This is a genomic window from Lysinibacillus sp. FSL H8-0500 (assembly GCF_038051955.1).
Classification (GTDB): Bacteria; Bacillota; Bacilli; order Bacillales_A; family Planococcaceae; genus Lysinibacillus; species Lysinibacillus macroides.
In genome coordinates this window covers 4,016,074-4,029,427 of record NZ_CP150292.1, presented here as the reverse complement: position 1 = coordinate 4,029,427, position 13,354 = coordinate 4,016,074, and the positions used below count along the sequence as shown (strand labels likewise).

10 protein-coding genes are annotated in these 13,354 nt (G+C 39.4%); 9 read left to right on the top strand and 1 reads right to left on the bottom strand.

Translation table 11 applies throughout. The features are described from left to right. Positions 1-41: 41 nt before the first annotated feature. Positions 42-632: a metallophosphoesterase family protein gene (locus MHB44_RS19300; RefSeq protein WP_341300482.1), complete on the bottom strand. Its 591-nt coding sequence runs from the start codon at positions 630-632 to the stop codon at positions 42-44. A gap of 228 nt (positions 633-860) precedes the next feature. Between MHB44_RS19300 and MHB44_RS19295 the strand changes: the two genes are divergently transcribed. The 9 genes from MHB44_RS19295 to MHB44_RS19255 all read left to right on the top strand — a co-directional run bounded on the left by MHB44_RS19295 (position 861) and on the right by MHB44_RS19255 (position 13,351). Further along, positions 861-2,357: a long-chain fatty acid--CoA ligase gene (locus MHB44_RS19295; protein WP_341300481.1), complete on the top strand. Its 1,497-nt coding sequence runs from the start codon at positions 861-863 to the stop codon at positions 2,355-2,357. A gap of 77 nt (positions 2,358-2,434) precedes the next feature. Next, positions 2,435-3,424: a C39 family peptidase gene (locus tag MHB44_RS19290; RefSeq protein WP_341300480.1), complete on the top strand. Its 990-nt coding sequence runs from the start codon at positions 2,435-2,437 to the stop codon at positions 3,422-3,424. A gap of 76 nt (positions 3,425-3,500) precedes the next feature. Continuing rightward, the gene (locus MHB44_RS19285; RefSeq protein ID WP_341300479.1) at positions 3,501-4,736 is read left to right on the top strand and encodes an ATP-grasp domain-containing protein; all 1,236 of its coding nucleotides are present in this window, start codon (positions 3,501-3,503) and stop codon (positions 4,734-4,736) included. Continuing rightward, entirely contained in the window at positions 4,733-5,437 is a 705-nt protein-coding gene (locus MHB44_RS19280; RefSeq protein WP_341300478.1) for an amino acid racemase, read from the top strand. The genes MHB44_RS19285 and MHB44_RS19280 overlap by 4 nt, the downstream gene beginning before the upstream one ends. A gap of 207 nt (positions 5,438-5,644) precedes the next feature. Then, entirely contained in the window at positions 5,645-6,793 is a 1,149-nt protein-coding gene (locus MHB44_RS19275; RefSeq protein ID WP_341300477.1) for a DEAD/DEAH box helicase, read from the top strand. Between the two features lies 1 nt (position 6,794). Next, a complete protein-coding gene (locus tag MHB44_RS19270) occupies positions 6,795-8,024 on the top strand; it encodes an aminopeptidase (protein WP_341300476.1) in 1,230 nt (409 codons plus the stop codon). A 24-nt stretch (positions 8,025-8,048) separates the two neighbouring features. Further along, entirely contained in the window at positions 8,049-8,954 is a 906-nt protein-coding gene (locus tag MHB44_RS19265) for a GDSL-type esterase/lipase family protein (RefSeq protein ID WP_341300475.1), read from the top strand. Positions 8,955-9,116: 162 nt separating this feature from the next. After that, the gene (locus tag MHB44_RS19260; protein ID WP_341300474.1) at positions 9,117-10,274 is read left to right on the top strand and encodes an exonuclease SbcCD subunit D; all 1,158 of its coding nucleotides are present in this window, start codon (positions 9,117-9,119) and stop codon (positions 10,272-10,274) included. Continuing rightward, a complete protein-coding gene (locus MHB44_RS19255) occupies positions 10,271-13,351 on the top strand; it encodes an SMC family ATPase (protein WP_341300473.1) in 3,081 nt (1,026 codons plus the stop codon). The genes MHB44_RS19260 and MHB44_RS19255 overlap by 4 nt, the downstream gene beginning before the upstream one ends. Positions 13,352-13,354 lie beyond the last annotated feature (3 nt).

Genomic DNA, 13,354 nt, shown 5'->3' with positions numbered 1-13,354 from the left:
TAAAAGAGCATGCTAATCGCTGGCAGGCTCTTTTTATTAATTTATTTCACAGGCAGAGCGCGCATAAATGTAATTGTTCGTGCTTTACTATCATAAAGACACCATTCCTTGTGATCGACAACAGAGCCTACGTTCACCCCATATTGTTTATTTTGTAGTGTGATCGGCTGTCCATAACGAATGCGAATTGGTAGCTTTTTTTGTTGGTGATAGAGACCAGATTCATGGCTATGCCCAAAGAATAATAATGATTTTTGAAAGGATGGAAATGTTGGTTGCCAACTGACGCTCCATTTAAACTGATGGCCATGCATCAACATCGCACCATCAATCTCCATCGTTTCAGGTAATGCTTGAAAACGATGAATGCCCGTTACTTGTGTAATGCGTTCTTCTTGGTTGCCACGTATGGAAGGGAAGGTTAGCAATTTTTCAAATTCATGTTCTACGATAGCGGCTTTTTGCAAAGGTAAACCTGATAGTTTTTGGGCCTTTTTCTTACTAATTGTACATTCATATAAATCACCTAGCCCAATGATTCTTGCTTCCTCCGCTGTTTGTTGGATATGTGCTAAAACAGTCTTTGTATCTTCTATATTAGAATGTAAATCTCCTAAAAGTGCATAAAGCATGTAAACCAGGCCTTTCCTAAAAATAATCATACACGTATCATACACTGAATAGAAATTGAGAGAAAAGTAAAATGTCTAAGAATATTTTAAATGTGTAGAAAAATTGCTAAGAAATTGATTGCTTGTTAAAATATAATCGTAATTTTCTGAATTTTTAGTAGTTTAATTGTTTACTATTTTGGATGGAGTGACGAGCATTTGAAAAAATAAATTGTTGGAGGGGTTATTATGACGATGTACATGACAGATATTCTTGAAAACTATGCGGTGCAACAGCCTAAGGCAATAGCAACATTCTATAACGGAAACAAGCTAAGCTATTATGAGTTTTATGAACGTGTAGAGAGATTTGCAGCATATTTGCAACAGCAGGACTATCAAAAAGATGATGTAATTGCATTATATACACTCAATTCAGATTTATTTTTAATCGCTTATCTCGGTGTACAGTTAGCTGGCTTTGTTGTCATGCCAATTAACACGAAGTTGGCTGCTCCAGAGGTCGAATTTATTGTCAATCATTCGGAAGCAAAGGGACTTATATATGATGAAAGAATAGAGGAAACATTCAAGGATGTTTCTTATGAATTTCAGCATGCCATTAGTTTGCAGGAAATGACAGCTATTATTGAGCAAGATCATGGAGCAAGGAAGCCTGTGCAATTGGCGCCACACGATACAGCAGTTGTTATGTACACGTCTGGTACAACTGGAAAACCAAAGGGTGTGATGCTAACACATCAAAATGTTGTCGCAACAGCATGTATTTGGTCGGAGTCCATGCAGATGTCCAACAAAGATAGAATGTTTATTTGTACACCGTTATTTCATTGTGCAGGTCTTCATGTGTTTGCTATGCCGATGTTTTATCAAGGGGGTACCGTGATTATTGAAGAAGCCTTTTCGCCGGCTAAAACATTAGCACAAATAGCTACAACAGAGGCGTCGATTTTCTTTGGCGTACCTTCCATGTATACCATTATTTTAAATACACCAGGATTCAAGGAACATAGCCTTCATCATTTGCGTTTATTATGCTATGGAGCAGCGCCAATGCCTTATGAGCTTGTCAAGCAGGTAAAAGAGGCATTTCCCAATGTAAAAGTGCAAAATTTATATGGTCAAACAGAAAATTCACCAGCAGCTACCTCTTTATTGGATAGTGATGCATTAACGAAAATTGGATCAGTGGGTAAGCCATTAGCACAGACAGAGGTATGTGTGGTTGATAGTGAAGGCAATCCAGTGCCAGCTGGCGAGGTAGGCGAAATTTGTGTAAAGGGGCCACAGGTGATGAAGGGCTATTTACGCAATCCAGAGGAGACAGCGAGGACAGTTAAAAATGGCTGGCTCTATTCAGGAGATTTAGGGCGTTTTGATAAGGAAGGCTATTTATATATTGTTGATCGGAAAAAGGATTTGATTATCCGCGGTGGTGAAAATATTTATCCTATAGAGGTGGAGGAAGTGTTGTATCAAATACCTGAGGTTTTAGAAGCGGCAGTTGTTGGCCTGCCACATGAAGTGTACGGTGAAGTGCCGAAAGCATATGTTGTGCTAAAAGAAGGCAAATCTATTGAAGAAACAACGATCTTATCGTATTGCCAAACACAGCTTGCAAAATATAAGGTACCCTATGAAATTGAATTTTTAGCAGAGCTCCCACGCAATGCCTCTGGTAAGGTATTGAAGCATACATTACGGCCGAAAGTAAGTAAGATCTAAGTAGCATAGCATAGGAACATCCAAAAAATTATCGTATAATAGAGTCTACGACAGATGGAATAGGAGCGGAATTTGTCTTGTGGACAAGAAGTAAGTGCTATATATTAATAGGTATTTTGACAATGATGCTATTAGCAAGCTGCCAGCCATTTTCACAGCAACAAGAAAAAAATAATAATCAATTAACGGTTTTAACAGTGGAATTTAGTAGTGGTGCACCGATTCCAAATCTCTATCTTACGGTAACAGATGTGAAGACAGGGAACGTAGTAGCGGATGCCATTGGCTCAGAAGAAGGAGAGGCTACATTTTCACAGTTAAAGGCAGGGCGCGAATATGCAATAGCTGCCACGACACTTGAAAATAGCACAACGAATAATGGTTATACAACAATTGAGCATTTTACGTTTGATACAGCAAAGCCCTACTATAGGTTGCAGACACATTTTTCGAGAGATGAGCAAGAGCTAGGTATTCCTGTTGTGATGCAAAAGCCTGAGCTTCCACACGGCTGTGAAATTACATCACTCACAGCCGTGTTAAATTATTATGGCTTACAGGTATCAAAGCTTGAATTGGCTGATAATTATTTACCAAAACAACAAATATATGCTGAAGGCGATCAACGCTTTGGCCCAAATCCGCATAAGGCTTTTGCAGGGAATCCGCGTGATAAAGCGAATGGTATGTATGTTTTTGCTGCACCGATTGTTCAGGCAGCCGAGGCAGTGATTGCAGATAAACAGGCAGATTTACGTGTGACCAATAGCAGTAATTCTACACAGGAGGAGCTTTTACAGCTTGTGCGAGAGGGTGTTCCTGTTGTAGTATGGGTAACACTTGATTTATCAGAACCAAAAACAAGCGCATCAAGAGGCTGGATATACGAAGGAACAACAACAGTACGAGATGCCTATATGAACCTCCATGCTGTTGTTTTAACAGGACATTTAGGTGATAAAGTAGTTGTGATGGACCCATTAAAAGGCTATGTAACGTACAATGTCGATCAATTTTTTAAAAGCTATCGGGAATTAGGCAAGCAAGCCGTAGCTGTCCATAAATAAACCAGCTATTTTTTAAGCAAATCCTTTAATCGGAAGTATGTTACACTATAAGAAAAGCAAAAGTGAGTTGAGTAGCATGGCCATTGAGCACAGTTTTTTACCAGTTTTACTAGGGAATGAAATGAATGCATATGGCATGGCTCGAGCATTTTATGAAGCCTATGGAGTAAAGCCACTTGCACTAAACCATACAAATATGGAAAAGATTCAACAAAGTGATTTAATGACCTTCTATGAAGTACCAAAACTTCATATAGAGGAGCAATTTGTTGCAACATTAAAAGCGATTGCACAGGAATTTGCTGCTAAAAAATTATTGCTATTAGCCTGTGATGAATTTTATGTAAAAAAAATTGTTACACAGAAAGAGGAGCTATCCGGGGATTTTATTATTCCTTATGTGGATGAGCCACTTGCACATCAGCTATTAACACGTGAAAGCATGTATGAGCTGTGTGAGCAGTTTGGCTTTCAGTATCCTGCTACGCATGTGTGCACTGTCAATAACTTTGAAGAGTATGATGATATACTATTTGACTATCCTGTTGTTATTAAGCCCTTGAATATGACAAAGTATGCCACATGTATTTTTCCTGGTAAGAAAAAAGTATATATTGCATATAATAAGGAGGAAAAGGATCGTATATTCCATGCGATTTATAAGGAATCAGCCTATCGAGATGACATGATGATTCAACAATATATTCCTGGTGAAGATGCCAATATGCGGGTTGTCAATGCCTATGTTGGTCAGGATGGTCAGGTAAAGCTACTAGCTCTGGGCAATCCGATTTTAGAGGAGCATTCGCCAGAAGGCATTGGGCGTTATGTAGCTATTATAACTACCTATCATCGAGAACTGATGGATACAGTGAAGTCATTTTTAGAGGCAATACAATTCCAAGGCTTTGCTACATTCGATATGAAATATGATGATCGTGACGGTCAATATAAATTATTAAGTATTGAATTACATAATGAGCTCTCCAATTATTATGTGACAGCGAGTGGCTATAATTTACTGCAGTATGTTGCGGATGATTTTATTCGTGGCAGTAAACAATCCTTAACATATGTGCGAAACAGGCATCTTTGGACAATTGTACCGAATGGTGTGCTGTTTAAATATGTACAAAATGAACAGCTTGTAATTGAAGCTAAAAGCTTAATTCGTCAAGGAATGGCTACGGATTCTATTTTTAATTATAAAGATATGAATGCAAAGCGTTGGTTGAACGTAACGCTTGATAATTTAAATTTTTATCGCAAATATAAGAAATATTTTAACAACAAAGGTCTGTCTAACTCATGAAAAAACAAACTTTAGGTATAATTGGTGGCGTTGGCCCACTTGCAACAATGTTTATTGGTGAAATGATTGTAAGACGTACAAAGGCGCAGAAAGATCAGGAGCATTTACATACCATTATCGATAATGATACAAATATCCCTGATCGTACAGCCTTTATTTTAGATAATACGAAGGATAATCCAGTGCCAGTAATCATTGAGGATGCCAACAAATTGGCTTCAATAGGAGCTGATATGATTGCTATTCCTTGTAATACAGCCCATACTTTTTATAACGAAATTGAAGAGGGCTCGCCCGTTCCAGTGCTGCATATGATTTGTGAAACGGCGAAGCGTGCAGCTGACTTAGGAGCAAAGCGTGTTGGTATTTTAGCAACTACAGGTACATTAACATCACGTATGTATCAGGAAGCTTTAGAGACATATGGCATTACACCAGTTGTGCCAGGCGATGAGATAAAAGCCTATGTAATGTCCATTATTTATGATTATGTGAAGGCTGGTAAGGATGTTACAGTAGAGGACTGGCAGCCAATTGAAGAGGCCATGCTAGCATTGCAGTGTGATCGTATCGTACTGGGCTGTACAGAGCTTTCGATTGTTAATCGAGATTTAAAGCTAAGTAATATATATATTGATTCCTTAATTGTTTTAGCGGAATGTGCGATTTTAGCCTGTGGCTATGAGCTTGCTGAATCGTAATTGAATGAATAATAAATCTGCTTGCTTTTCACGGGTAAGCTACAAGTCTTTAAAGAGTTGTGGACAGGCTTAGTTTTTCCGTGTAGGAGTTGGGCAGATTTTTTCAATGATTTCTTGAAACGCCGAGCAATGGTTTACGTATAGATAAAGTAGGAATGTACTTAGTGTGTTAAACTAATGTCAAGCAGATAGAAGGTGGGAACAAATATGTCAGTAATCAGTTTATTAAAAGAAGAATTACAAGCAAAATGGCAATTTGAAACAACGATGAAAATTCAAGAGGAAATGATACCAGCAATGCTTGAGGGCAAGGATATTGTAGCTGAATCGCCAACAGGCTCAGGTAAAACATTAGCGTATGTTTTACCATTGCTAAATAAGGTGAATGGGACAAAAAAGCAAACACAAGGGCTAATTGTTGCCCCTTCACAAGAGTTAGCCATGCAAATCGTAGAAGTCATCCGTGAGTGGACGGCAGGTACAGATATTACAGTTCAACAGCTTATTGGTGGTGCAAATGCTGCACGCCAAATTGAAAAGCTAAAGAAAAAGCCAACAATTGTTGTTGGGACACCTGGTCGTTTAAATGAATTGGCACGTGCAGGGAAGTTAAAGCTAAAGGAGATTGAAACGGTTATTTTAGATGAATGTGATCAATTATTAAGCCGTGAATATCGTGTTGTCATTAAATCCTTTATCGAAGGCTCTGCCTACGGGCGACAGGTGGTTGTTGTGTCAGCGACAATTACAGAGGAAATTGAATTAGTGGCAAGCCGTATGATGTTTGAACCACTTCGTTTTAAAATTAAGCCAGAGGATATGCTAAAGGTTGGCAAGATTGTCCATTCCTTTATAAAGGTGGAAGAACGTGATAAAACAGATTTTCTCCGTCGACTATCACATACAGAGGGCTTAAGAGCACTGGCTTTCGTCAATAATATCGATCAATTATTAATGAAGGAAACGAAGCTGCAATATCGTTCAGCACCAATTGTCACACTGCATTCTGATATGAAGAAAGAAGAGCGTAAAAAGGCTTTAGATGCATTTCGTAAAGGAGATGCACGTGTTTTAATTGCCACAGATATTGCTGCACGTGGTTTAGATATTGCAGGTTTAACACATGTTATTCATGTTGATGTACCAAGAACAATAGAGCAATATTTACATCGTTCAGGTCGTACAGGCCGTGCAGGAGCAGATGGTGAGGTATTAACGCTATTATCATATCGTGATGAAAAAACGTATAAAAAATGGACAAGAGAAATCCCAGGCAAGCCTTTGCAAAAAATATGGCATGATGGCAAGCTAATGGAAGGGAATTCGAAAACAATTGGACAGAAACGAGGGAACTAGTATGACATTTGCAGAAAAATTACAGGCATATGCAGAGCTTGCCGTAAAAGTTGGTGTGAATATCCAACCAGGTCAATATTTATTAGTGAATACATCTGTGGAGGCATTGGATTTTGCTCGCTTAGTGGTGAAAGAAGCATATAAGGCAGGGGCAGGGCGTGTTCATGTCAATTTTTCTGATGATGAAATGGATCGTGCCTATTTTGAACATGCTTCAGATGAGGAATTTAATCGCTTCCCTGAATGGGTTGTGAAAATGCGTGATGAGCTAATTGAACGAAAAGGGGCTTTATTATGGATTGATGCCGCAGATCCTGATAAATTAACAGGTATTCCTGCAGATCGATTAGCGACACATCAAAAAGTATCAGGAGCAGCATTGAAAAACTATCGTAATGCAGTGATGAAGGATTTAATTGCTTGGTCTATAGTAGCAGTACCTTCGCCAAAGTGGGCAGCAAAGGTATTTCCAAATTTAACAGCAGAAGAACAAGTACCTGCATTATGGGAAGCCATTTTTAAAACGGTTCATATAGGAGAGGGCAATGCCGTAGAGAACTGGCGTGAGCATGTAGCCAATTTAGAAGCGCGTGCCCAATTGCTAAATAGTAAAAAATATGCCAAGCTGCACTATACAGCACCAGGCACAGATTTAACCATTGCCTTAGCACCCCAGCATAAATGGCTTACTGGCGGGAGTAAAACACCAGAAGACAATGTTTTTATTGCCAATATGCCAACAGAAGAGGTATACACACTGCCAGTGAAGCAAGGTGTGAATGGTTATGTAAGCAATACAAAGCCACTGGTGTATCAAGGAAATATTATTGATGGCTTTAAGCTGACATTTGAAGAGGGCAAAATTATTAAGGCAGAGGCTGAAGTAGGGCATGATTTATTACAAGAGCTTATCCAAGTGGATGAAGGCTCAAGCTATTTAGGCGAAGTAGCACTTGTGCCGCATGAATCACCAATTTCAGCATCAGAAATTTTATACTTTAATACATTATTCGATGAAAATGCGTCAAACCATTTAGCCATTGGTGAGGCATATCCTACTTGCTTAGAGGGTGGTAGAGACTTAGAAAATGGTCAATTGGAAGCATTAGGTGCAAATATTTCTGTCACACATGAAGACTTTATGATTGGTAGCGGTGAAATGGACATTGACGGTATTTTACCAGATGGTACAATAGAGCCAATTTTCCGTAAAGGTAGCTGGGCTTTTTAGTAAGAAGAACTGGAGGAGAAGCAGATGAAGCGATTGGGGAGCTTAATAGGGATTATGCTATTGTTCATCATGTATTGGGCTCCATCTGTTTCTGCCCAAGCAGAAAGCTATGTAGCGCTTGGCGATTCCTTAGCTGCTGGTCAAACACCCTATCAACAAATTGATGCAGGCTATAGTGATTTGATTGCAATGAAATTAAAACAGTCAGGGCAATTAGCAGCTTATACAAAGGAGCTTGCTTTTCCAGGTTTTACAACTGCGGATGTGCTGGAACGTATTCAATCGGCGGGAGTACAGGAGCTATTAGCGGAAGCCACATTGATTACCGTATCAGCAGGTGCAAATGATTTATTGCGTCTGGTACAAGTGAATCCAAATGCTGGAACATTAGCTTATTCTCAGCTTCAAACAGATTATGCCTTAAATATAGCGAGAAAAAATTGGATGGCGATTTTAGAGGAGCTAGCAGTACGTGCGCCACAGGCACAGGTTTATGTGATGGGCTATTATTTTGCTTATCCAGCCGTTCATGCCACACAAAAAGAGGGCACAAATGCACAATTGGTAAAGCTAAATGCAATTTTGCAACAGCAAGCGGAGCACGCTGGAGCAGTGTATGTAGATGTTTATGATGCCTTTGGACTAAATGCAATAAACTATTTACCAAATCATACGGATGTGCACCCAAATATAGAGGGCTATCGACAAATGGCTAATGCTTTTTTACAAGCATATAGTGGTGGCCATGCTTTAACTATTGCGCCAGCCGAATTACCTGAGCCAAACCCTTTATCCTTTGAGGAAATTTTAAGGCAACAAGCGTCTGTAGAAGCGGAGGAACAACAAGCTTCCCCGCCACAATCTTCACGTACAACATATCGTATTCAGGGTTTCCCTGGCTACACAGCTTTTATGGAAAAAATTAAATAGGTACGATAAAAAGCATCTTATGTTATAGGGTGCTTTTTTATGGTGGATAGAATGAGAAAAGTAGCGGATAGAGCTCCAGAAGTAGCAAAGTAACAAATAGAACGTTCGAAATAACGGATAGCACTAGATATGTCATAATAAAAGAACAGGAGGTACAAAACAATGAAAATATTTCATACAGCTGATTGGCATTTAGGAAAGCTTGTTCAAGGCATCTATATGACAGAGGATCAACAGTATATTTTACAGCAATTTATGCAAGCGATAGATGAGGAACAGCCAGATGTGATTATAATTGCAGGTGATTTATATGACCGTTCAATGCCTCCAATTGAGGCGGTCAATTTACTGAATGATGTTTTAGCGGAAATTATCTTAGGGAAAAAAATTCCTGTGTTAGCTGTTGCAGGGAACCATGATAGTGCGGGGCGATTAAATTTTGGTAGCCGTTTAATGCGTCATAGTGGTTTATACATCAAGGGTCAATTTACAAAGGAGCATACACCTATTCTGATCAATGATGACTATGGGGAAGTGCATTTTCATCTTGTGCCATATGCAGAGCCAGCAGCAATTCGTAGTATTTTTGGGGATGAAACAATCCGCTCCCATCAAGATGCGATGAAAAAAATCATTGAACATATTACGCAAGAAATGGATACAAGTAAACGCCATGTTTTTATTGGACATGCCTTTGTCACAAAATATGGTGCAGAAGAATCGAATACAAGCGATTCAGAGCGACCGTTATCCATCGGAGGCTCAGATTGCGTAGATGCAGCTTTATTTAAGCCATTTCATTATACAGCTCTTGGACATTTACATAAGGCCCATTTTGTATTAAATGACACGATTCGCTATGCAGGCTCACCATTAAAATATTCATTATCCGAGCATTTGCATGAAAAAGGCTTTTTAGTCATTGATTTAGATGCGCAGGGGAATTGCTCAGTAATGAAAAGAAAGCTTGTGCCACGAAGAGATCTACGTATAGTGGAAGGGCAATTAGAAGATTTACTAAAGCTACCGCCAAGTGACGACTATATATTTGTAAGATTGACAAATACAGCACCTGTTTCATCGCCAATGGAGCGCATTCGTACAGTTTTTCCTTATGCCATGCATATTGAGCGCAAAATAATACGGCAGGAAATTCCTCATGAAGTACAGGCTATTGAAGGCGAAAAACGGCAGGATATCGATTTATTCCGTTCATTCTTTACAGATGTTATAGGGATACAGCCTGATAAGGATACAGAGCATCTATTTACAGAGATGCTACAGGAATTACTAGATGAGGAGCGGGAAACAGTAAAATGAAGCCATTAAAGTTAACAATTACTGCATTCGGTCCATATAAAAATACAGAAGTGATTGATTTTCAGCAGCTAGGAGAGCATCGCTTATTTGCGATTTCTGGCAAAACAGGTGCTGGGAAAACAACCATTTTTGATGCGATTTGTTATGCACTGTATGGGGCAGGTAGTGGTGAAGATCGTCAGGATACAGCTTTGCTACGAAGCGGCTTTGCTGATGATGATATTTATACAGCCGTAGAACTGCTATTTGAAATGCATGGAAAAATCTATCAAATATTGCGTCAGCCAGGACATATAAAGCAAAAAAATAAAACAGTGACAGGCAAGAAAATAGAGCTAGCAGAAATAAAAGATGGCAAGCTGGATTATAGCATTGTCGAGAAGCAGCAAACGCTTGAGGTTGATAAAAAGTTGCAAGAAATTATCGGTTTAACAAAGGATCAATTTAGCCAAATTGTGATGCTGCCACAAGGAGAATTTCGCAAACTACTAACATCTGATTCTACTAATAAAGAAATTATTTTACGCAAAATCTTTAAAACAGATCGCTTCGGTATGATGACTAAAAAGCTTGATGCTAAACGCAAAGAGGTAGAAGGTGATCTTGAGCGTGCTAAACAATTAAAAGAACATCTGCTTGGTCAAATTGCTGGCGCTCTTCCACAGCGTAACTCCTCTTTATTTGCACAGCTAGCTAACAATACGGAAAATATGCACCAGCTCAAGCAAGCACTTCAGGAGGAGCTAGTGTACTATACACAATGTATAGAAACTGAACAACAGCATTATGAGGAAGCCTATAAACGTCATCAACAAGAACAGGAAGCTTACCGCTTAGCTAAAACGTTAAATGAACAATTTAATGAACAGGCTCATCGTCAGCAGCAGCTAGAAATATTGCTGAAGGAGCAGGACCTCTATCGTGCAAAGGAGCAGGAAATTACTTTAGCTGAACAGGCAGAGCGACTTGTACTGCTTGAACAACAATGTATGGATCTACAGGCTGAACACCGTGTAAAAGAACAAACGTATCAACAAGCACAGGATAAACAGCAGCAAGCGATTAAACTACTACAACAAGCACAGGAAAAATATGCAGTGGAGGAGGCAAAGGAAACTGAACGTCAGCAAATTTTGCAGCAGGAATTACAGCTACAAGCATTATTACCAAAATTCGAAGCTTATGAAAACAATGTACAGCAGCTACAAATTGCAGCACAATATGTTGAGACAGCAAAGCAAGCAGTGGCAGATAATCATGTGCTATTAAAGAAAGAGCGAGGGCAACTACAGCAACTATCACAAACAATTGAGCATCTTGAACAGCAGATTGAGCCCTATGAAGGCTATTTAGAGCAATTACCAAAGCTACGTGAGCAGGTCGCTTTATTAAAGCAAGTCGAGAAATATACAAGGGCAGTTGAACGAGCCCAGCAGGACACGGACACTTTCAACACTCGCTATCAGCAAAGTAAACAAGCTCTTCAACAGGTGGAGCAACAATGGCTGACAAGTCAGGCTAGTATATTGGCTGAACAGCTAAAGGATGGAGAGCCTTGCCCTGTTTGTGGTAGTACAACCCATGTTAAAACAAATCATCAGCAATTGGTGGTGATTGAATTAACGCAGGTAGAAGCATTACGTGCAAAAACTTCTTCGGATGAGCGTATGTATTTAGAGAAAGAAGCACTTTTTACTTCCACACAGCAGCTTCTTCAGGAGGCGCAGCAGCAACTAACAACTTATTCACTAAAGCAGGAGGAGCAAGTAGAAACTGTTGCATCCTTACAGCAAATTGAGCAGGAGATTACAACCTTAAAAATTGTGAATCAGCAGCTAACAGATAGGCGGCTGAAACTAAAAAATCAGCGTCATAAATTAGAGCAGCTACAGCATAAGCAAGGAGAGCTAGAGCAATATTTAATAGAGCATATGAAGGAATGGACAAAACTACAAGCGGTTGTAGAGGAGCAACACAAGCAAATTCCAGAAAACCTACCAACATTCCAGCAATTAAAGCAGGCGCTTACGGATACCCGTCAAGAAAAAATGCAGCTTCAACAACGCTGGCAGGAGAGTCAACAACATTTACAGACGGCCAAGGAGGCCACAAGTAATACAAATATCGCGGTAGAAATGGCGCAACAGGCTGTTGAGGAAGCACAGCGAAAAATAACTGATAAGCAAGAGCAATTTTTAGGAAGTATTCAGGAAGTAGGCTTTGCCAATTATGAGGATTACAAAGCGGCTAAACGAAGCAGTATGGAGCTAGAGGCATTACGTAAGGCATGTGGCGATTATACTTTACAAGTACACACTTTGAACATCCAAATTAAGGAGGGTGCTAAGCATCTTCAAGGAAAAGAAAAACAGGATTTAGAGTTTATGGAGGCAAAGGTGGAAAGCTACCGTATTGCCTATGAGGAAGCCTTTACACGTCTGCAGCAGCTAAGGGACTTTGCAAAATTGTGCCAAGCCTTTATGGAAAAGGTAGAGGAGGCAACAAAAGAGCTTCGTTCACTTGAGCAAGAGGCAGGACGAGTAAAGGAGCTTTATGGACTGTTAAATGGACAAAATTCGAAAAAGTTATCCTTTGAACGTTATATTCAAGTTAATTATTTAGATAAAATTACAGAAGCAGCAAATATGCGTCTTTCTCATTTATCGAATGGTCAATTTGAGCTAAGACGCTCGGATAGACTTGAGAAACATGCCAAGCAAAGCGGGCTTGGCTTAGATGTCTATGATGCTTTTACAGATCAGTTACGAGATGTTAAAACATTATCAGGCGGAGAGAAGTTTAATGCTTCCTTAAGCCTTGCTTTAGGGATGGCTGACGTGATTCAAAGCTTCCAAGGCAATGTTCATATTGAAACAATGTTTATTGATGAGGGCTTTGGCTCACTTGATGAGGAGTCATTAAATAAAGCGATTGATACATTGATTGATTTACAAGATTCAGGTCGTATGATTGGCGTTATTTCGCACGTTCCTGAATTAAAATCTGCTATGCCAGCAGTCTTACATGTAGAGAAAACATTAAATGGACATAGCCAAACATATTTTGAAGTAAAGTAATGA

What these genes read in the sequence shown, in the direction of transcription:
- MHB44_RS19300 (WP_341300482.1), bottom strand. Translation starts at nt 632, where the DNA reads ATGCTTTATGCACTTTTAGGAGATTTACATTCTAATATAGAAGATACA.
- MHB44_RS19295 (WP_341300481.1), top strand. Translation starts at nt 861, where the DNA reads ATGACGATGTACATGACAGATATTCTTGAAAACTATGCGGTGCAACAG.
- MHB44_RS19285 (WP_341300479.1), top strand. Translation starts at nt 3,501, where the DNA reads ATGGCCATTGAGCACAGTTTTTTACCAGTTTTACTAGGGAATGAAATG.
- MHB44_RS19280 (WP_341300478.1), top strand. Translation starts at nt 4,733, where the DNA reads ATGAAAAAACAAACTTTAGGTATAATTGGTGGCGTTGGCCCACTTGCA.
- MHB44_RS19275 (WP_341300477.1), top strand. Translation starts at nt 5,645, where the DNA reads ATGTCAGTAATCAGTTTATTAAAAGAAGAATTACAAGCAAAATGGCAA.
- MHB44_RS19270 (WP_341300476.1), top strand. Translation starts at nt 6,795, where the DNA reads ATGACATTTGCAGAAAAATTACAGGCATATGCAGAGCTTGCCGTAAAA.
- MHB44_RS19265 (WP_341300475.1), top strand. Translation starts at nt 8,049, where the DNA reads ATGAAGCGATTGGGGAGCTTAATAGGGATTATGCTATTGTTCATCATG.
- MHB44_RS19260 (WP_341300474.1), top strand. Translation starts at nt 9,117, where the DNA reads ATGAAAATATTTCATACAGCTGATTGGCATTTAGGAAAGCTTGTTCAA.
- MHB44_RS19255 (WP_341300473.1), top strand. Translation starts at nt 10,271, where the DNA reads ATGAAGCCATTAAAGTTAACAATTACTGCATTCGGTCCATATAAAAAT.